The sequence below is a fragment of the Nocardioides sp. Root140 genome (assembly GCF_001426745.1).
In the GTDB taxonomy this organism is placed as follows: domain Bacteria; phylum Actinomycetota; class Actinomycetes; order Propionibacteriales; family Nocardioidaceae; genus Nocardioides.
In genome coordinates, this window is sequence record NZ_LMFI01000001.1 from 277,967 (window position 1) to 297,258 (window position 19,292).

Sequence of the window (19,292 nt, forward strand, 5' to 3'; positions counted from 1 at the left end):
GAACCCTCGGGTCGGGCGTCCCCAAATCTGGGGAGGGTCGGGCTGTCGCACGGGCGGGGCATGCCGCGCCCGGGATCGGGACGGCCGGTGGCGCCGGTCGAGGAATCGCGGTCACCGACACCCCGGCGTACCCTTGTCTGTCGTCCCCTTGCGCCCCCGAGAGGTTACGTAGTGCCCGCCACCATCACCGCACCCGAGTCCGTGTTCTCACGTCTCGAGCCGAAGCTTCCTTCGGTGCAGAAGCCGATCCAGTACGTCGGCGGCGAGCTGAACTCGACCGTCAAGGACTGGGACTGCGCGCCCGAAGGACCCACGGTTCGCTGGGCGTTGATGTACCCCGACGCCTACGAGGTCGGCCTGCCCAATCAGGGCGTCGCGATCCTCTACGAGGTCCTCAACGAGCGTGACTGGATCGTCGCCGAGCGCACCTACTCGGTGTGGCCCGACATGGAGAAGATCATGCGCGAGGGCGACGCGCACGGCCCGATCCCGCAGTTCACCGTCGACGCCCACCGCCCGGTGCGCTCCTTCGACGTCTTCGGTCTGAGCTTCTCGACCGAGCTCGGCTACACCAACATGCTCAACGCCCTGTCGCTGGCGCAGATCCCGCTGCACGCGGTCGATCGCACCGACGAGGACCCGATCGTGCTCTCCGGTGGACACGCCTCCTTCAACCCCGAGCCGATCGCCGACTTCATCGACGCGGCCGTTCTGGGCGACGGCGAGGAGATCGTGCTGGCGATCTCCGAGGTGATCAAGGAGTGGAAGATCGAGGGCCGTCCCGGCGGGCGCGACGAGCTCCTGCTGCGCCTGGCCAAGAGCAACAACGTCTACGTGCCGAAGTTCTACGACGTGTCGTACGACGACCGCGGCCGCATCGGCTCCGTGGCCCCGAACCGGCCGGGTGTTCCCGACCGGGTCCGCAAGCACACGCTGATGGACCTCGACGCCTGGCCCTACCCGGCCAAGCCGCTGGTGCCCCTGGCCGAGACCGTGCACGAGCGCTTCTCCGTCGAGATCTTCCGCGGCTGCACACGCGGCTGCCGGTTCTGCCAGGCCGGCATGATCACCCGCCCTGTCCGCGAGCGGTCGATCGAGACGATCGGCGCAATGGTCGAGAACGGCATCCGCAAGTCCGGCTTCGAAGAGGTCGGCCTGCTCTCGCTCTCGAGCGCCGACCACACCGAGATCGCCGAGGTGGCCAAGGACCTGGCCGACCGCTACGAGGGCTCCAACGTCTCGCTCTCGCTGCCGTCGACGCGCGTCGACGCGTTCAACATCTCGCTGGCCAACGAGTTCTCCCGCAACGGGCGTCGCTCCGGCCTGACCTTCGCGCCCGAGGGCGGCTCCGAGCGCATGCGCAAGGTGATCAACAAGATGGTCACCGAGGAAGACCTGATCCGCACGGTCTCCGCGGCGTACTCCCACGGCTGGCGCCAGGTGAAGCTCTACTTCATGTGCGGCCTGCCGACCGAGACCGACGAAGACGTTCTCGAGATCGCCGACCTGGCGAAGAAGGTGATCGCCGAGGGCCGCGCGGTCTCCGGTCGCAACGACATCCGCTGCACGGTCTCGATCGGCGGCTTCGTGCCGAAGGCGCACACCCCGTTCCAGTGGGCCTCCCAGCTCGACCACGAGACCACCGACTCCCGTCTCCAGAAGCTGCGCGACGCCGTGCGGGCCGACAAGAAGTTCGCCCGCGCCATCGGTTTCCGCTACCACGACGGTCGCCCCGGCATCATCGAAGGCCTGCTCTCGCGCGGTGACCGCCGGGTCGGGCGCATCATCGAGGAGGTGTGGCGCGACGGCGGTCGTTTCGACGGCTGGAGCGAGCACTTCTCCTTCGAGCGCTGGGAGTCCGCCGCCGAGCGCGGCCTCGAGGGCACCGGCGTCGACCTCGACTGGTTCACCACCCGCCAGCGCGAGTACGACGAGATCCTGCCCTGGGACCACCTCGACTCCGGTCTCGACAAGGACTGGCTCTGGGCCGACTGGGAGGACGCGCTCGACCCCGAGTCGATCGACGTCGAGGACTGCCGCTGGACCCCTTGCTACGACTGCGGCGTCTGCCCCGAGATGAACACCGAGATCCAGATCGGCCCGACCGGCCAGAGGCTCCTGCCGCTCTCCGTCGTCTGACCGCGGGCCCGGTCCATCGCTCACCGAGAGTTGCAGTTCGTACGAGTCTCCTGCGTGAACGCGTACGAACTGCAACTCTCGCGGCCGAAGTCATCGGCCATCCGGGCGTGCCGGGCCTTCTAGGCTGTGCGGCATGACCGACACCGCTGCCCTGGCCCGCCGTTTCGTCGAGACCCTACAGAGGCGTGACTGGGAGGCCTGGGCTGCACTGATGACCGTCGACGTGGTCTACGAGATGCCGCAGACCCGTGAGCGGATCGCGGGACGAGAGGGCTATCTCGAGTTCAACCGCACCTACCCCGGCGAGTGGGAGCTGACGCCGTACGTCGTGATCGGCGACGGGACCCAGGCAGTCGTCTGGTTCACCTGGCGGCTCGACGGCAGCGAGGCCGGAGACGCCCAGGCCTTCTTCGAGTTCGACGGTGCCGGGCTGATCACGAAGGTCACCGACTTCTGGCCCGAGCCGTACGACCCGCCCGCGCGACCCGAAGGCCTGATCGAGCGCTGGTGACCCGGGCAGGTCGATGGACGTCAAGAACCCACGGTTCGCGCATCAAGAACGCACGGGTCGCGACAGCTCGTCCTCGATGAAGCGGGGCTGGGCGGCGTACAGCCCGATCAGCAGCTGCGGCACGGTCAGCGCCAGCAGGAAGGCCAGCGGCCAGGTCCAGCCGCCCGTGGCGTCGTAGATCGCGCCGACCGTGAACGGGCCGACCGCGGCGAGCAGGTAGCCGGCGGACTGGGTGAATCCGGAGAGCGCGGCGGTGCCCGCGGGAGTCCGTGAGCGCAGGCCGATCATGGTCAGGATCAGCGGGAACGTGCAGGCGCCGATGCCGACCAGCAGCGCCCACAGGATGGCGAGCGAGTGGGGCGCCAGCATCAGGCCGACGTACCCGACGGGGTAGCAGGCCATCACGGCCAGCAGCACGCCGCGCTGGTCGGTACGGCGAGCAGCGGCCGCGGGGATCCACGACGACAGCGGAATGCTGACCGCAGCCACCACGCCGAGCAAAAGCCCCGCATGCGTCGCGGAGTAGCCGTTGTCGCGCCACAGCTGGGCGAACCAGCCGAAGACGGCGTAGGCCTGCAGCGACTGGAGCCCGAAGAACAGCGCCATCGCCAGCCCCAGCCGGGTGCGGGCGACCTGGGCGAGCCGGATGTCATGCGGCTCGGCGTCGGGGTGCTGGTCGTGCCCGACCATGAACAGCCAGGGCAGTGCGGCCACCAGTGCGACGATCGCCCAGACACCGAGGCCGATCCGCCAGCCGCCGTACGTGTCGGCGATCGGCACGGTGAGGGTGAGGGCACCGGTCAGGCCGATCGCCAGGGCGGTGGTGTAGATGGCGGTGACTGCGCCGACCCGGTCGGGGAAGTGCAGCTTGACCAGGGAGGGCAGCAGCACGTTGGCGGCGGCCATGCCGGCCAGCGCCACCATCGAGAGCGCGAGGAAGGCAGCGGGAGAGTCGACGACGGCCCGGAGCCCCAGGCCGGCCGCGACCACGACCAGGGAGAGCAGCGTGACCCGGTGGACGCCGACGGCCCGGGCCAGCCCCGGGGCGAGTGCGCCGAAGCCGGCGAACGCCACGACGGGCAGCGAGGTGAGGACGCCGGCCAGCGTGTGCGACATGGCCAGCCCGTCGGAGACCTCGGCGAGCACGGGGCCGACGCTGACCGCGGCCGGACGCAGGTTGAGCGCCAGCATCACGATCGCGCCAAGGATCAGCAAGTTGCCCGAGACGCGATGACCAGAACGGCCGTCGGAGAAGCTCCGACGGCCGTTCCTTGAAGCGGGTGAGTCGCTCAACCGATCTTCTTGTCCAGCTTCTCGTCGTCGCTGCGGCCGACGTAGCAGAGGAACTTCTCGTCGGACGAGGGGCTGTTGTCCTCGTTGGCGATGCCGTACTCGACCTTGCCGTCGAGGTCTTCCTCGATGGTGGCGGCCTGGTCACCCACGAGCGTCGAGCAGACACCGAGCGCGATGCCCGCGTCAGTGACGTCGTCGGCGTTGGACGGCATGAAGCCGGAGTTCTCGACCTCTTCGAACTTGCCGACGTGGACGATCTGGGCGTCGTGGTCGTCGGAGCAGTCCTTCTTGGTGATCATCACCGAGTCGCCGTCCTTGTCGACGTTGACGCACTGGCCGACCTCGGCGTTGTCGAGGGTGACCGTGTTCCTGGCGACGACGAAGATGGCGATGCCGATGCCGATCGCGGCCAGCTGCCCGATGATGCCGAGGATGATCGCGGTGACTGCCGCCCAGCGGCCCTTGCGCTGGCCGTTCTTGGTGCGGCCCAGGCCGATGATGCCGAGGATGACCGCGACGATGCCGAGGAAGCAGCACACGATGCTCAGCACGAAGGCGGTGATCGAGAGACCGTCGGTGCCCTTGCCGGCGTCGTTGCCGCCCTGCCAGGCGCCGTACGGGTCACCGGCAGGCTGGCCGTACGCCGGCTGCTGGCCGTAGGGCTGCTGGCCGTAGGCGGGCTGGTCGCCACCGTAGGCCGGCGGGTCGTTCTTCTGGCCGTACGGCTGGTGCGTCGGCGGAAGGTCGTTGCTGCCGGACTGGTCGCCCGACTCGCCCTCGGAACCCGGATAGGGGGGCTGGGTCATTCGCTGTCTCCTGACACGATCTTCTCGGTGAGTGCGTCACCGTCGCTGTTGCGGATGAAGCACACGACCTGGTCGCCCTCGGACGGGTCGTCGCTGCCCACCAGCGGGCGGACCTCGTTGCCGTCACTGGCCAGGTCGTCGAACGACGTGCCCTTGCTCTCGAGCTCCTCGACGCACTTGCTGCCCGCAGCGTCGATGTCGAACTCCTTGGCGTCGTCACCGCTGAGCTCGTAGGTGGCGAAGACCTCTGCGTCGTGGTCCTCGTCGCACTTCGTCTCCTCGATGGAGTCGATCGTGCCGCTGCCGTCGGCGATGTCGTCGCTGCTGATGCAGGTGCCGGCGGTCAGGTCGTCGATGGCGACGCCCGAGTCCTTGTCGTCGTCGCCGGTCAGGGCCATGACACCGAAGACGGCGCCGACGATTGCCGCGATCAGCACGATCAGGAGGACCGGGATCAGCCACTTCTTCTTGCTGCCGCCGCCGGAACCGCCACCCTGGGGCGCGCCGTATTGCTGTCCGTACTGCTGCTGCGGGCCGCCGTACTGCTGCTGACCCTGCTGCGCGTAGGGGTTCTGCTGCTGGGGCTGCGCGTAGGGGTTGCCCTGCTGGGGTGCGCCCTGCTGCGGCTGGCCGTAGGGGTTCTGCTGCTGGGGTTGCCCGTAGGGGTTGCCCTGCTGGGGTGCGCCCTGCTGGGGCTGGCCGTACGGGTTCTGAGGCTGCTGGGGCTGCCCGTAGGGGTTGCCCTGCTGCGGCTGGCCGTACGGGTTCTGAGGCTGCTGCGGCTGCCCGTAAGGGTTCTGCGGCTGGCCGCCCGTCTGACGGGTCGGTTCCTCGGGTGGGCCGGGGTACGGCGGCTGGTTCGACATGTACTGACCTTCCGGGTCGGCTGTGGCCCATGGCGGTTGGTGATTCGGGGGCAGACTATCCGACAGTTGGCCTCCACAAACCTGTTCCCCGCACCGGGCGTGCCCGAGCCGGGTGTCGGCGTCGGACGGCATGCTGGTGGTCATGCAGCACATCGACGACGACCAGCGCCGGGCCCGCCTCGCCAGGCGGCATGCGATCGCCCCCGCGCACCGGGTCGACGGCCCCGTCCCGGCCACCCGCGCGATGACCGTCCTGCACGCCACGGAGCCGCCCAGCGTGCACCTTGCCGTCGCGGCCAGGTCCGACTCGTCGGTCGCCGACGTCGAGGCCGCGTTGTACGACGACCGCACCCTGGTCAAGCAGCTCGCGATGCGCCGCACGCTGTTCGTCTTCCCTCGCGACCTGTTGCCCGCGGCGTGGGGGAGTGCCTCGGCGCGGGTGGCCACGCAGGAGCACGCCAAGATCAGCAAGGACGTCGTCCGCGCCGGTCTCGATGACGACGGAGCAGCCTGGCTGGCCCGCGCCGAGGAGGCCGTGCTCGCGCTGCTGGCCGACGCACCGCGGTCGACCACGCAGATCCGCGAGGCGGTGCCGCAGCTCGACGGCAGGGTCATGGTCGGCAACCCCGACGCGAAGTGGGGCGGAGAGGTGCCGATCGCCCCGCGCGTGCTGACCTGGCTCGGCGCACGTGGGTTGATCATGCGCGGCGTCAACAACGGCCACTGGCGGCTGTCGCGGGCGGCGTGGACGCCCACCGGGGAGTGGATCGGTGACCGGCCCGAGCCTCTCTCGACCGACGAAGGCTACGCCGAGCTGGTCCGCCGCTGGCTGCGGACCTTCGGCCCCGGCACCACCCGCGACGTGCAGTGGTGGCTCGGGTCGACCGTCACCGCGGCCCGTCGGGCACTCGCCGACGTCGACGCGGTGGAGGTGTCTCTCGACGGGGGTGGCACGGGGTGGGTGCTTCCCGACGACCTCGACCCGGTCGAGCCGGTCGACGACTGGGCCGCGCTGCTCCCGGTGCTCGACCCGACCACGATGGGCTGGAAGGAGCGCGACTTCTATCTCGACCCTGCCGACGTGCCCTATCTCTTCGACAGCAACGGCAACGGCGGCACCACCGCCTGGTGGAACGGGCGGATCATCGGCTGCTGGGTGCAGGACGACGCCGGCGTGGTCTCGGTGGTGCCCCGCGGCCCGTTGCCGGCCGGTGCGCGCGCCGCCCTCGACGTCGAGTGCGACCGGCTCACCCGCTGGCTCGGCGGCGTCCGCATCTCCAGCGTCTACGCATCCCGGCAGATGAAGTCGGCCCGGCTGCCCTGAGCCCGGAGGCGGCCCGGGGCGGCCCGCGCGGAATCGGCGTGACCGTGCCGCGCCCGATATCGTGCCCCCGTGCGTGAACAGCCCGAACAACAAGCCCCTCCGGTCCAGCGACTCCGCATCCGGTACGCCAAGCGGGGCCGGCTCCGGTTCACCAGCCACCGCGACTTCAGCCGGGCCTTCGAACGCGCCGTCTTCCGGGCCCGCGTGCCGATGGCCTATTCCTCGGGCTTCAACCCGCACCCTCGCATCTCGTACGCCGGCGCGGCGCCGACCGGGTCCGCCAGCGAGGCCGAGTACCTCGAGATCGCGCTCGCCGAGATCGTCGACCCGGCCGCGATGCACGAGCTCCTCGCCGAGGCGCTCCCCGACGGTCTCGACATCCTCGAGGTCGTCGTGTCGCCGGGCGGGTCGCTGGCCGACAACCTGCAGGCCAGCCACTGGCAGATCGACCTCGCCCTCGACGCCCAGGTGGCCGTCGACGCGGTCGCGCAGTTCCTGGCTGCCGAGGAGGTCTCGGTCGAGCGGATGACCAAGAAGGGCCTGCGCACCTTCGACTGCCGGGGCGCCGTGCGCTCGATGTCGGCCTCCGCCACCGAGCGGGGCGTGCGGATCGACGTCGTGCTGGTCCACGGCGTCCCCAGCGTGCGACCCGACGACGTGCTCACCGGTCTGGCGCAGGTGGCCGGCGTCGACCTGGCCTCCGGCGGCACCCTGCTGACCCGGGCCGCCCAGGGCGTCCTCCTCGACGACGGCGCGATCGGCGACCCGCTGGCCTGATCGGCATTGGCCGGGTTTCGGCGCCTGTGTGCGATACTCGCCACAGGTCACCGTGCTGCGGCTTGCCGCACACACCGACCCGACGACGTTCTCGCCGAGGCCCCCGAGGCACCGGCACATGGAGTGGAGGTCGTCACCAGACCGCGACGCGGCCCCGTGTTGGTGAGAGCGACACGATCAGGCCCGGCGACCGCGGCAGGTGACATGGCAGGCACTCGATGACGCCCTGCGGAGTTCTTCGTCGCCACCTGAAGGCTTAACGCGTGGTGACCCACACGGAGCATCACGCGTCGGACTGGTAGCAGGCCACCTGAAAGGGCCACGGCTGCCGAGGAGCGCGACATGCTCGACGACGACAACACCGGCACCACGGAATCAACTCCCTCGGACCCGGTGCCCACCGAGTCCGCGGCGGTCGAGACCGACGCCGCCCCCGCCAAGAAGACGGCGGCTCGCAAGACCACCGCCCGCAAGACCGCGGCCAAGAAGGCGCCCGCCAAGCGTGCCGCCGCGAAGAAGACCGCTGCTGCGGGCCCGGCTGACGAGCCGGCCGTCGAGCCCGTCGCCGGCGACGCGCCGACGTCCGACGAGGCCCCTCCCGCCGAGGCGCCCCCCGCCAAGAAGACGGCGGCCCGCAAGACCACCGCCCGTAAGACCGCGGCCAAGAAGGCCCCGGCCAAGCGCACCGCAGCCAAGAAGGTCGCCGCCCAGGAAGTCCTGCCCCTGGACGAGACCACCGAAGCGCCCGCCACCGACACCACGGCCGAGGCCGAGTCGCTGGCACCCGCCACGGCACTGCTGTTCCAGGCTCCCGAGCCGACCAAGGCACCGGTGCGGCGTACCCGCCGGACCAAGGTCGTCTCGGTCGAGGCCGAGTCGGCCGCACCCGAGGACACTGAGCCCGAGGCCACCGCCTCGCCGGCCGTCGAGGACGCCGTGCCGGAGAGCGCGGCGGCGGAGGAGAAGCCGAAGCCCAAGAAGAAGTCCGGCGGCAAGGCCAAGAAGTCCACCGCTCCCGAGGCAGCCGACGCACAGACCGCCAAGGCCGACGACGCCAAGGTCGACGAGGCGCAGACCGACGATGCCCCGGCCGAGGACGAGAAGTCCGGAGCCGAGAAGTCCGACAAGCCGGCCAAGAAGGGCGGCAACAAGGGCAAGGGCGGCAAGGGCAAGGGTGCCAAGGCGAAGGCCGAGGAGCTCGAGGAAGAGGTCGACGAGGCTGCCTCCGACGACGCCGCCCCTGATGAGTCGATCGACGGCACCGACGGCACCGACGCCGACGACGAGGCGGGAGAGACGAGCGGCGGACCGCGTCGTCGTCGCCGCCGTGGCGGCCGCCGCCGTCGCAAGGCCGGCGACGGCCCCGACTCCGCGGGCGAGGGCAACGAGCAGAACGCCGACACCGACGAGGACGACTCCTCCGACGACGACGAGACCGGCGAGAACGGCGCAGGTGGCACCCGTCGTCGTCGCCGTCGCCGCCGCGCCGGTGACTCCGGTGGGGGAGCCTCCGACGACCCCGAGAACACCGTCACCCGGGTGCGCCAGTCGCGCTCGGCCGAGGACCAGATCACCGCCGTCGCCGGTTCCACCCGCCTCGAGGCCAAGAAGCAGCGTCGCCGCGAGGGCCGCGAGGCCGGACGTCGCCGCGCCCCGATCGTGAGCGAGGCCGAGTTCCTGGCCCGCCGCGAGTCGGTCGAGCGCAACATGGTGATCCGCCAGCGCCCCGACCTCACCCAGATCGCCGTGCTCGAGGACAAGGTCCTCGTCGAGCACTACGTCGCCCGCGAGTCCCAGACGTCGCTGATCGGCAACGTGTACGTCGGCCGCGTGCAGAACGTGCTGCCCTCCATGGAGGCGGCATTCGTCGACATCGGCAAGGGCCGCAACGCCGTGATCTACGCCGGTGAGATCAACTGGGCCGCGCTCGGTCACAAGGACGGCCAGCCCCGCAAGATCGAGTCGGTGCTGACCAGCGGCCAGTCGATCCTGGTGCAGGTCACCAAGGACCCGATCGGCCACAAGGGTGCCCGCCTCACCGGCCAGGTCAGCCTCGCCGGCCGGTTCCTGGTCTACGTGCCCGACGGCACCACCAGCGGCATCTCCCGCAAGCTGCCCGACACCGAGCGCAGCCGCCTCAAGACGCTGCTCAAGGAGATCGTCCCCGACACCGCCGGCGTCATCGTGCGCACGGCAGCCGAGGGTGCCTCCGAGGAGGAGCTGACCCAGGACGTCGAGCGCCTCAAGGCCCGCTGGGACGAGATCGAGTCGAAGGCCAAGTCCGGCAACTCTCCCAAGCTCCTCTACGGAGAGCCCGACCTGACCCTCAAGGTGGTCCGCGACCTCTTCACCGAGGACTTCGCCAAGCTGGTCATCGAGGGCGAGGATGCCTGGAACACCGTCCAGGGCTACGTCGCCGAGGTGGCGCCCGACCTCCAGGACCGTCTCGAGCGCTTCGAGTCGCCCAACGGCAAGGACTCGTTCGCGACCTACCGCATCGACGAGCAGATCGCCAAGGGGCTCGACCGCAAGGTCTGGCTGCCCTCCGGTGGCTCGCTGATCATCGACCGCACCGAGGCCATGACGGTCGTCGACGTCAACACCGGGAAGTTCACCGGCTCGGGGGGCAACCTCGAGGAGACCGTCACCAAGAACAACCTCGAGGCCGCTGAAGAGATCGTCCGCCAGCTCCGGCTGCGCGACATCGGCGGCATCATCGTCGTCGACTTCATCGACATGGTCCTCGAGAGCAACCGCGACTTGGTGCTGCGTCGCCTGGTCGAGTGCCTGGGTCGCGACCGCACCCGTCACCAGGTCGCCGAGGTCACCTCGCTCGGCCTGGTCCAGATGACCCGCAAGCGGATCGGCACCGGCCTGCTCGAGGCCTTCAGTGAGGACTGCGAGCACTGCCAGGGCCGCGGCATCATGGTGCACGACATGCCCGTCGAGCAGAAGAACACCGACGACGGCGCCCGCTCCGGTGGCCGTCGCGGCCGCGGCCGCAAGGGCGACGACAGCGGCAACCAGGGCAACCAGGGAAGCGGCAACGGCAACCAGCGGGGCAACGACTCCCGGGCCACCCCGCCGGCACCGCCCTCGCCGAAGGACGTGGCCGCGGTGGCCCGTCCGGAGAACGCCGAGCGGCCCCCGGTCGACGCGTCGGACGAGGCGACGGGCGACGCCGAGCCCACCGTCGACACCACGTCCGAGGCCCCGGCCGAGGCACCCGCACCGACGACCACCACCACGACCCGCACTCGCGGCTCGCGCAATGCCAACCGCCGTCGTACGACGAGGTCCGCCGACACGTCGGACACGGCAGACGCCGCAGCCGACAGGGCTGCCGACGACGCGGACGCGCAGGGCGGGAGCAGCACGCAGAACCAGGCTCGGGGCGAGCAGTCGGCCCCGGTCGAGGCCGAGAAGCCGGCCGCCGTGGCACCTGTCGAGACCGACAAGCCCGTCGAGGCCGAGAAGCCCGTCGAGGCAGCTCCGGTCGAGGCACCCAAGGTGGTCACCCGTACCCGTCGCCGGGCCAGCCGGCCCAGCGGCGTACACACGACCCCGGTCGTGGAGGCGCTCACCGTGACCGCACCGCCGGCTGCCCCCGAGGTCGCCGACGCAGCACCCGTCGAGGCCCCCAAGGTGGTCACGCGCACGCGTGGTCGTCGCGGCGCCAGCCGGGCCTCCGGAGCCGGCTCCACGGCCGCACCGGAGACCGCTGAGGCAGGCGCTCCGGCCTCCGAGGGCGGCGCCGACCTGCACGTCCCGGTGAAGAACAAGGGCGGCCGCAAGCACTGACCGGGCGACCGGGGTCCGCTCGTTTTGCGGTCGGGCCCCGGGAACCGTAGTATTGCTCTTCGGTATGCATCCGTATGCCCTCTCTGCGTGGCCACCACCCGGCGTTGTCCTGACGGACATCCGCGCCCGCGCGTGACTGGCCCCGGAGCCCAGAGATTTGAAGTAGAAGTCACTCGACGAAGGAGACCGCGGTGTACGCGATCGTGCGCGCAGGCGCCACCCAGCAGAAGGTTGCCGTGGGCGACGTCATCGAGATCGACAAGGTGGAGACCGCTGTCGGTGAGTCGGTGACCCTCCCCGTGGTCCTGCTCGTCGACGGCGAGGACGTCACCTCGACCGGCCTCGACAAGGCATCCGTGACCGTCGAGGTCCTCGGCGCCACCAAGGGCCCCAAGATCATCATCCAGAAGTACAAGAACAAGACCGGTTACAAGAAGCGCCAGGGTCACCGTCAGAAGTACACCCAGGTCAAGGTCACCGACATCTCCCAGTGACATTGGGGCGAGCGGGTCGACTTCGTCGCCGCGCTGCCGCCCTGGTTGTTCCTCGACTCGACAAAGGATTCAGAAATGGCACACAAGAAGGGCGCCGCGTCCACCAAGAACGGTCGCGACTCGAACTCCCAGCGCCTCGGCGTGAAGCGCTACGGCGGCCAGACCGTCAACGCCGGCGAGATCATCGTCCGCCAGCGCGGCACGCACTTCCACCCGGGCAGCGGCGTCGGCCGCGGCGGTGACGACACCCTGTTCGCCCTCGTCGGCGGCGCGGTCGAGTTCGGCACCAAGCGCGGCCGTCGTGTCGTGAACATCCTGCCGGGCGAGTGAACTGACGCTCACCCACACCCACGCATCATCCCGTTGGCGTCCCTAGGATCTAGGGGCGCCTTCGGCATTTAGACCACCAGGAGATCTCCATGGCAGTTCCGACATTCGTCGACCAGGTCAAGCTGCACGTCGCAGCAGGCCGGGGCGGCAACGGTGTCGCGTCGGTCCACAGGGAGAAGTTCAAGCCTCTCGGTGGCCCCGACGGCGGCAACGGCGGACCCGGCGGGTCCGTGATCCTCCGCGTCGACCCCGACATCACGACACTCATCGACTACCACCACAGCCCGGTGCGCCGAGGTGAGAACGGCCGCCAGGGCGCCGGGTCGCACAAGAACGGCGCCCACGGTGCCGACATGGTGCTGCCCATTCCCGACGGCACCGTCGTCACCGACGACAAGGGCAACGTGATCGCCGACATGGTCGGCGCCGGCACCGAGCTGGTCATCGCCAAGGGCGGCAACGGTGGCCTCGGCAACGCCGCACTGGCCTCCTCCAAGCGCAAGGCGCCCGGCTTCGCGCTGCTCGGCGAGCCCGGCGACGAGCTCGACATCGTCCTCGAGCTGAAGGTCGTCGCCGACATCGGCCTGGTCGGCTTCCCGAGCGCCGGCAAGTCCTCGCTGATCGCGGCGATCTCGCGGGCCCGGCCCAAGATCGCCGACTACCCGTTCACGACACTGGTGCCGAACCTCGGCGTCGTACGCGCCGGTGACACGACGTTCACCGTGGCCGACGTGCCCGGCCTGATCGAGGGTGCCGCCGACGGACGCGGTCTCGGCCACGACTTCCTGCGCCACATCGAGCGGTGCGCGGCCCTGCTGCACGTCATCGACACCGCCACCATCGAGCCCGGCCGCAACCCGGTCGAGGACCTCGACATCATGGAGAACGAGCTCAGCCGGTACGGCGGCCTCGAGGACCGCCCGCGCCTGGTCGCCCTGAACAAGGTCGACGTGCCCGACGGGCGCGACATCGCCTCGTTCGTCGTCGAGGAGCTGCGCGACCGCGGCCTGCGGGTCTTCGAGGTCAGCGCCGCCTCCGGTGAGGGCATGCGCGAGCTGACCTTCGCAATGGCCGAGCTGGTCTCGCGGGCTCGTGCGGAGAAGCCGGTCGTCGAGGTGCCCCGCATGGTGATCCGTCCGAAGTCGGCCGACGGCTCGGGCGACTTCACGATCAAGGAGACCGGCGAGGGCTGGCGCGTGCGTGGCGAGAAGCCCGAGCGCTGGGTGCGTCAGACCGACTTCAACAACGAGGAGGCCGTGGGCTTCCTCGCCGACCGCCTCAACGCCCTCGGCGTCGAGAAGAAGCTGGTCGAGCTCGGCGCCGAGGAGGGCGACGCCGTCCTGATCGGCCACGCCGACAACGCGGTCGTCTTCGACTTCAAGCCCGGCATCGAGGCCGGTGCGGAGATGCTCGGCCGTCGTGGCGAGGATGAACGGCTGCGTGAGGAGCGCCCCGCGGCGACCCGCCGTCGTGACATCCAGGAGCAGATGCCCGAGCGTTCCGAGACCGAGACCCGTGCCGACGTGGCCCGTCGCCTCGACAGCGGCGACGCCGGCCCCATGTCGTACGTCGTCGGCTCCGAGGAAGACCCCGACTGGAACGAGTTCGACCCCGACGCGCAGGTGGCCGGCGAAGGCACCGATGCTTCCGAGGACGCTGTCGCCGAGCAGGTGGACGGCACCGATGTTGCCGAGGACGCGACCACCGAGCGGGCCACGGAGGCCGACGAGTCATGAGCGCGCGCGACCAGGTGACCGCGGCGCGCCGCGTCGTGGTCAAGGTCGGGTCGTCGTCGCTGACCACCGCCGCCGGCGGCATCGACCCGTCGCGAGTTCGTGACCTGGTCGACACGCTGGCTGCCGTCCGCGCCCGTGGCGTCGAGGTCGTGCTGGTCTCCTCGGGTGCCATCGCCGCCGGCCTGGCTCCGCTGGGGCTGGCTCGGCGTCCGCGCGGGCTGGCCGCGCAACAGGCCGCCGCGTCGGTGGGCCAGGGCCTGCTGGTGCACCGCTACACCGAGGAGCTGGCCCGGCACGGACTCACCGCCGGGCAGGTGCTGCTGACCGTCGACGACGTCACCCGTCGCTCCCACTACCGCAACGCGCACCAGACGATGGCCAAGCTGCTGGAGCTCGGGGTGGTGCCGATCGTCAACGAGAACGACACCGTCGCCACGTCCGAGATCCGCTTCGGCGACAACGACCGCCTGGCCGCCCTGGTCGCCCACCTCGTGCACGCCGACCTTCTGGTGCTGCTCTCCGACGTCGACGGGCTGTACGACGGCAACCCCGCGACCCCGGGCACCTCGCTCGTGCCGAACGTGCGTTCCGCGGCCGACCTGGCCGGCCTGTCGATCGGGTCGACCGGCGCAGCAGGCCTCGGCACGGGCGGCATGCACACCAAGGTCGAAGCAGCCGCCATCGCGACAGGCGCCGGCATCCCCGTCGTCCTGACCTCGGCCCCGCAGGCGGGGGAGGCCCTGGCCGGCAAGCCGGTCGGCACGCTCTTCCACGCCACCGGCAAGCGCCGTCCCACGCGACTGCTGTGGCTCGCGCACGCCACCGAGCCCAAGGGCCAGCTGTTGCTCGACGCCGGCGCGGTCAAGGCCGTCGTCGAACGGCGTGCGTCGTTGCTGGCGGCCGGCGTGGTGGGCGCGACCGGTGGCTTCGTCGGCGGTGACCCGGTCGACCTGGTCGGGCCCGACGGCGTCCCCGTGGCCCGCGGCCTCGTGAACTTCGACGCCGACGAGATCCCGTCGCTGGCCGGCAAGTCGTCGCACGCGTTGAAGAAGGAGCTCGGTGCGGCCTACGAACGCGAGGTCGTGCACCGCGACGACCTCGTGCTGCTCTGAGCGTCGACTCCATCGGACCGTGACGGCCACCGTGCCGCGGACGTGACTGTCCTCGAATCCCTGGCCGACATGCTGGACCGCGGACCCTCTAACCTGTCCGGGTGGCCGACCTGACCGAGGACGAGGAAGAGATCGCGTTCCAGCGGCTGTACGGCGCGTGGGACTCCCTCGACCCGGCGGAGACCGTGGAGTTCCTCCGCGACTTCGAGGCACCGTGGTGGGTCGTCGGCGGTTGGGCGATCGAGGCGTTCACCGGCGTCCCCCGGCCGCATGAGGACATCGACGTGGTGATCTTCGCGCGTGACCTGCCGAAGCTGCTCGACGTGGTGCGTGGGCGCTACCACGCGTGGGGTGCCGGGGCCGGCGCCCTCCGCCCGGTCAACGACACGTGGCCCGAGCTGCACGACGGAGCCAGCCAGGTCTGGTTGCGGGAGCACGCCACGGCACCGTGGATCACGGACTGCATCCTCAGCGAGGACCACGAGGGGCAGTGGGTCTCGCGGCGTGACCCCGCATGGCACGCGCCACTGGACGACGTGACCTGGGTGGCCGCCGACGGCATCCGCTACCTGCGGCCCGAGATCGTGCTCCAGCACAAGGCCCGCCTCGACCGATCCAAGGACCTGCGCGACCTCGTGGCCGCGTGGCCACTGCTCGGGGAGAACGAGCGGGCGTGGCTGCGCGACGCCGTACGTCGTGAGGACGCGGAGCACCGGTGGTTAGGCGTCATATGACGGCGCGCCGTACCCTTGAAGATGCAATGACGACCGTTTACCTCGACCACGCCGCCACGACGCCGATGCTCCCGGCGGCCGTCGACGCACTCACTGCACAGCTGACCGCGGTCGGCAACCCGTCGTCGTTGCACGCCTCCGGGCGTCACGCGCGCCGGGTGGTCGAGGAGTCGCGCGAGCAGATCGCGCAGGCCCTCAACTGCCGACCCGGCGAAGTGGTCTTCACTTCCGGTGGCACCGAGGCGGACAACCTGGCGCTCAAGGGCATCTACTGGGCCCGCATGCGCTCGGCGAACCGGGGCCCCCGCATCCTCAGCAGCGCCATCGAGCACCACGCCGTGCTCGACCCGCTGCACTGGCTTTCCGAGGACGAGGACGCGCAGGTCGAGCTGCTGCCGGTCGACTCGCTCGGTCGCCTCAAGATTGACGCGCTGCGCGCCGCGGTCGAGCGCAACCCCGACGACGTCGCGCTCATCTCCGTGATGTGGGCCAACAACGAGGTCGGCACGATCCAGCCGATCGACGAGATCGTCGAGCTGGCCGCCGCCCACGGTATTCCCGTCCACACCGACGCCGTCCAGGCGATCGGCGCCGTGCCGGTCGACTTCGCGGCCTCGGGAGTCGACGCCCTGACGCTCACCGGGCACAAGGTCGGTGGCCCGTTCGGGGTCGGCGCCCTCGTCGTACGCCGCGAGCTCGAGGTCACGCCGCTGGTGCACGGCGGCGGACAGGAGCGCGACATCCGCAGCGGCACCATCGACACTCCCGCGATCGCCGGACTGGCGGCCGCGGTCGAGGCATCGGTGAAGTCGCAGGCCGACCACCACGTCCGGCTGGCCGCGTTGCGCGACCAGCTCGTCGACCGGGTCTGCGCGATCGTCCCCGACGCCGTGCGCAACGGAGACCCGGCGCACCTGCTGCCCGGTCACGCTCACCTGCGCTTCCCGGGCTGCGAGGGCGACTCGCTGCTGATGCTGCTCGACGCCCGCGGCATCGAGTGCTCCACCGGCTCGGCCTGCAACGCCGGTGTGCCGCAGGCCTCGCACGTGCTCCTGGCGATGGGCTGCACCGAGGCCGAGGCGCGGGGTTCGCTGCGCTTCTCGCTCGGCCACACCACCACGCAGTCCGACATCGACGCACTGGTCGAGGCGATCGGTCCGGTAGTCGAGCGGGCCCGCGCGGCCGGTGCCCGGAAGGGCTCGTGACATGAGGGTTCTGGCCGCGATGTCCGGCGGCGTCGACTCCGCCGTTGCTGCCGCACGCGCTGCCGAGGCCGGCCACGACGTCACCGGCATCCACCTCGCCCTGTCGCGCAACCCCAAGTCCTACCGCAGCGGCGCCCGCGGCTGCTGCACGATCGAGGACAGCAACGACGCGCGCCGGGCCGCCGACGTGATCGGCATCCCGTTCTACGTCTGGGACATGTCCGACGAGTTCCACGAGAACGTCGTCGAGGACTTCATGTCCGAGTACGCCGCCGGCCGTACGCCGAACCCGTGCCTGCGCTGCAACGAGAAGATCAAGTTCGCCGCCGTGCTCGACCGTGCCCTGGCGCTCGGCTTCGACGCGGTGGTCACCGGTCACTACGCGCAGCTCGAGACCGGTTCCGACGGGTTGATCGAGATGCACCGCGCGGTCGACATGGGCAAGGACCAGTCCTACGTGCTCGGCGTGCTCACCCAGGAGCAGCTGGCCCACTCGCTGTTCCCACTCGGCGACTCGGTCAAGGGCGACGTCCGCCTCGAGGCCGAGCGCCGTGGCCTGATGGTGGCCAACAAGCCCGACTCCCATGACATCTGCTTCATCGCCGACGGCGACAACGCCGGCTGGCTGAAGGAGAAGCTCGGCGACCGGGCCCCCAACGACAGCGGCGACATCGTCGACCACGCCACCGGCGAGGTGCTCGGACAGCATGAGGGCACCACGGCCTACACCATCGGCCAGCGCAAGGGCCTGCGCATCGGCCGCCCGGCGCCCGACGGCAAGCCGCGCTTCGTGCTCGACATCGAGCCGGTCTCCGGAATCGTGACCGTCGGCCCACGCGAAGAGCTGCGCATCGACCGGATCGAGGGCATCAAGGCCCGCTGGTGCGGCACCGTCCCCGAGCGACTCGGGGGCACCGTGCAGCTGAGGGCGCACGGCTCCGAGCACCGGGCCGTCGTCACGACGGACGGTCACGACGTCGTCATCGAGCTGCTCGACCCGGCCGAGGGCATCGCGCCCGGCCAGGCCGCGGTGATCTACGACGGCACCCGCGTGGTCGGCTCGGCAACGATCTCGGCCACGTCGCGCACGGCAGTCGGCACCGCGTGAGCGCACTGGCGACCGGCATCGGCTCGATGCCCGGCGGTGGAGCCTTGGCCAACGAGGCCGACAACGCGCGTGACTTCGGCGAGGCCGTGCGCGTGGTGGTCGGGGAGCTGCCCGACCTGGTGCACCTGCCCGAGCTGCCCGGGCGCGGCGCCGCCGCCACCATGACCGGCCGTGGGCTCGCGGTGGTCAGCGGACTGGGTGCCGACCTGCAGCCCGCCGGCTGGCGGCTGACCGACCACTCCGGCATCGACCACCGCCGGGCCCGGTCGCTCCTGTCACAGGACCTCGACGCGATCGAGGAGCAGGTGCAGGACTTCACCGGTGTCTTCAAGGTGCAGGTCGCGGGGCCCTGGACTCTCGCCGCCACGGTCGAGAAGCCGCGTGGTGACAAGGTCCTGAGCGATCACGGTGCCCGACGCGAGCTCGCCGAGGCACTGGCCGAAGGGCTGCGCGACCACGTCGCCGACGTACGCCGTCGGGTTCCGGGTGCCACCGAGATCCTCGTGCAGGTCGACGAGCCCGCGCTCCCTGCGGTCCTCGCCGCGCAGATCCCGACCGCGTCCGGCTGGGGCAAGCACCGCGCCGTGCACCCGCCCGAGGCCTCAGGGGCACTCGAGCAGGTGATGGCCGCGATCGCCGGCGCCGGGGCCACCCCGATCGTGCACTGCTGCGCCCCCGACGTGCCGATCGCGCTGCTCCGCGGCGCCGGTGCCCGCGGCATCAGCATCGACCTCGACCTGCTCGTGCCCGGGTCGTACGACGCCCTGGCCGAGGCCGTCGACGCGGGGGACCGGGTGCTGCTCGGCGCCGTCCCGTCCCTGGCCCCGAACCCGCGGCCGACCGAGGGAAGTGTCTCCGAGCGGTTGCTGCGGCTCCTCGACATGCTCGGCCTCGAGCCGACCGACCGACTGGTTGTCACGCCCTCGTGCGGCCTCGCCGGGGCCGACCCGGCCTGGGCGCGCGCCGCACTCGAACTCTCCCGGAAGAGCGCGGCGAACCTCACGTCCTGAGGCCAGCCCACGACGCTCTGACAAGGATGCGATTCACTGTCACCGG

16 protein-coding genes are annotated in these 19,292 nt (G+C 70.8%); 13 read left to right on the forward strand and 3 right to left on the reverse strand.

Annotated features, from left to right (window positions below):
- The first annotated feature begins 171 nt into the window (after window positions 1-171).
- Both ASD30_RS01365 and ASD30_RS01370 read left to right on the forward strand, forming a co-directional pair.
- Entirely contained in the window at window positions 172-2,139 is a 1,968-nt protein-coding gene (locus tag ASD30_RS01365) for a TIGR03960 family B12-binding radical SAM protein (RefSeq protein WP_235530201.1), read from the forward strand.
- A gap of 133 nt (window positions 2,140-2,272) precedes the next feature.
- The gene (locus ASD30_RS01370; protein WP_056675887.1) at window positions 2,273-2,650 is read left to right on the forward strand and encodes a nuclear transport factor 2 family protein; all 378 of its coding nucleotides are present in this window, start codon (window positions 2,273-2,275) and stop codon (window positions 2,648-2,650) included.
- Window positions 2,651-2,692: 42 nt separating this feature from the next.
- Here ASD30_RS01370 and ASD30_RS01375 read toward each other — a convergent pair whose 3' ends face one another.
- The 3 genes from ASD30_RS01375 to ASD30_RS01385 are packed head-to-tail and all read right to left on the reverse strand — an operon-like array spanning window position 2,693 to window position 5,615.
- On the reverse strand, window positions 2,693-3,943 hold the full coding sequence (locus tag ASD30_RS01375) for a CynX/NimT family MFS transporter (RefSeq protein ID WP_235532473.1): 1,251 nt from the start codon (window positions 3,941-3,943) through the stop codon (window positions 2,693-2,695).
- Window positions 3,940-4,749, reverse strand: coding sequence for a DUF4190 domain-containing protein (locus tag ASD30_RS01380; protein WP_056675889.1), 810 nt, complete (start codon window positions 4,747-4,749; stop codon window positions 3,940-3,942). The genes ASD30_RS01375 and ASD30_RS01380 overlap by 4 nt, the downstream gene beginning before the upstream one ends.
- Window positions 4,746-5,615 carry a hypothetical protein gene (locus ASD30_RS01385; RefSeq protein WP_056675891.1) on the reverse strand — a complete coding sequence of 290 codons (870 nt, stop codon included), beginning with the start codon at window positions 5,613-5,615 and terminating at the stop codon, window positions 4,746-4,748. Before ASD30_RS01385 ends, ASD30_RS01380 begins: the two co-directional genes overlap by 4 nt.
- A 142-nt stretch (window positions 5,616-5,757) precedes the next feature.
- Between ASD30_RS01385 and ASD30_RS01390 the strand changes: the two genes are divergently transcribed.
- The 11 genes from ASD30_RS01390 to ASD30_RS01440 all read left to right on the forward strand — a co-directional run bounded on the left by ASD30_RS01390 (window position 5,758) and on the right by ASD30_RS01440 (window position 19,246).
- Window positions 5,758-6,939: a winged helix DNA-binding domain-containing protein gene (locus tag ASD30_RS01390; protein ID WP_056679058.1), complete on the forward strand. Its 1,182-nt coding sequence runs from the start codon at window positions 5,758-5,760 to the stop codon at window positions 6,937-6,939.
- Window positions 6,940-7,008: 69 nt separating this feature from the next.
- Complete coding sequence (locus tag ASD30_RS01395; protein ID WP_056675894.1) at window positions 7,009-7,716, forward strand: TIGR03936 family radical SAM-associated protein; 708 nt, start codon at window positions 7,009-7,011, stop codon at window positions 7,714-7,716.
- A 342-nt stretch (window positions 7,717-8,058) separates the two neighbouring features.
- Window positions 8,059-11,517 (forward strand): Rne/Rng family ribonuclease, encoded by a 3,459-nt coding sequence (locus ASD30_RS01400; RefSeq protein WP_056675898.1) that lies wholly within the window; start codon window positions 8,059-8,061, stop codon window positions 11,515-11,517.
- A 191-nt stretch (window positions 11,518-11,708) separates the two neighbouring features.
- Window positions 11,709-12,011, forward strand: a complete 303-nt coding sequence (gene rplU, locus ASD30_RS01405; RefSeq protein ID WP_056675903.1) for a 50S ribosomal protein L21 — start codon at window positions 11,709-11,711, stop codon at window positions 12,009-12,011.
- Window positions 12,012-12,086: 75 nt separating this feature from the next.
- The gene (rpmA, locus tag ASD30_RS01410; protein WP_056675906.1) at window positions 12,087-12,341 is read left to right on the forward strand and encodes a 50S ribosomal protein L27; all 255 of its coding nucleotides are present in this window, start codon (window positions 12,087-12,089) and stop codon (window positions 12,339-12,341) included.
- A gap of 89 nt (window positions 12,342-12,430) precedes the next feature.
- Window positions 12,431-14,077: a GTPase ObgE gene (gene obgE / locus ASD30_RS01415; protein WP_082563485.1), complete on the forward strand. Its 1,647-nt coding sequence runs from the start codon at window positions 12,431-12,433 to the stop codon at window positions 14,075-14,077.
- Window positions 14,074-15,189: a glutamate 5-kinase gene (proB, locus tag ASD30_RS01420; protein WP_056675909.1), complete on the forward strand. Its 1,116-nt coding sequence runs from the start codon at window positions 14,074-14,076 to the stop codon at window positions 15,187-15,189. The genes obgE and proB overlap by 4 nt, the downstream gene beginning before the upstream one ends.
- A gap of 101 nt (window positions 15,190-15,290) precedes the next feature.
- On the forward strand, window positions 15,291-15,923 hold the full coding sequence (locus ASD30_RS01425) for a nucleotidyltransferase domain-containing protein (RefSeq protein WP_056675912.1): 633 nt from the start codon (window positions 15,291-15,293) through the stop codon (window positions 15,921-15,923).
- A 26-nt stretch (window positions 15,924-15,949) separates the two neighbouring features.
- Window positions 15,950-17,128 carry a cysteine desulfurase family protein gene (locus tag ASD30_RS01430; protein WP_056675915.1) on the forward strand — a complete coding sequence of 393 codons (1,179 nt, stop codon included), beginning with the start codon at window positions 15,950-15,952 and terminating at the stop codon, window positions 17,126-17,128.
- Window position 17,129: 1 nt separating this feature from the next.
- Entirely contained in the window at window positions 17,130-18,236 is a 1,107-nt protein-coding gene (gene mnmA, locus ASD30_RS01435) for a tRNA 2-thiouridine(34) synthase MnmA (protein WP_056675918.1), read from the forward strand.
- Complete coding sequence (locus tag ASD30_RS01440) at window positions 18,233-19,246, forward strand: methionine synthase (RefSeq protein WP_235532474.1); 1,014 nt, start codon at window positions 18,233-18,235, stop codon at window positions 19,244-19,246. The genes mnmA and ASD30_RS01440 overlap by 4 nt, the downstream gene beginning before the upstream one ends.
- The last annotated feature ends 46 nt before the right edge of the window (window positions 19,247-19,292 follow it).

What these genes read in the sequence shown, in the direction of transcription:
- mnmA (WP_056675918.1), top strand. Translation starts at nt 17,130, where the DNA reads ATGAGGGTTCTGGCCGCGATGTCCGGCGGCGTCGACTCCGCCGTTGCT.
- obgE (WP_082563485.1), top strand. Translation starts at nt 12,431, where the DNA reads ATGGCAGTTCCGACATTCGTCGACCAGGTCAAGCTGCACGTCGCAGCA.
- ASD30_RS01385 (WP_056675891.1), bottom strand. Translation starts at nt 5,615, where the DNA reads ATGTCGAACCAGCCGCCGTACCCCGGCCCACCCGAGGAACCGACCCGT.
- ASD30_RS01390 (WP_056679058.1), top strand. Translation starts at nt 5,758, where the DNA reads ATGCAGCACATCGACGACGACCAGCGCCGGGCCCGCCTCGCCAGGCGG.
- rpmA (WP_056675906.1), top strand. Translation starts at nt 12,087, where the DNA reads ATGGCACACAAGAAGGGCGCCGCGTCCACCAAGAACGGTCGCGACTCG.
- ASD30_RS01370 (WP_056675887.1), top strand. Translation starts at nt 2,273, where the DNA reads ATGACCGACACCGCTGCCCTGGCCCGCCGTTTCGTCGAGACCCTACAG.
- ASD30_RS01380 (WP_056675889.1), bottom strand. Translation starts at nt 4,749, where the DNA reads ATGACCCAGCCCCCCTATCCGGGTTCCGAGGGCGAGTCGGGCGACCAG.
- proB (WP_056675909.1), top strand. Translation starts at nt 14,074, where the DNA reads ATGAGCGCGCGCGACCAGGTGACCGCGGCGCGCCGCGTCGTGGTCAAG.
- ASD30_RS01400 (WP_056675898.1), top strand. Translation starts at nt 8,059, where the DNA reads ATGCTCGACGACGACAACACCGGCACCACGGAATCAACTCCCTCGGAC.
- ASD30_RS01430 (WP_056675915.1), top strand. Translation starts at nt 15,950, where the DNA reads ATGACGACCGTTTACCTCGACCACGCCGCCACGACGCCGATGCTCCCG.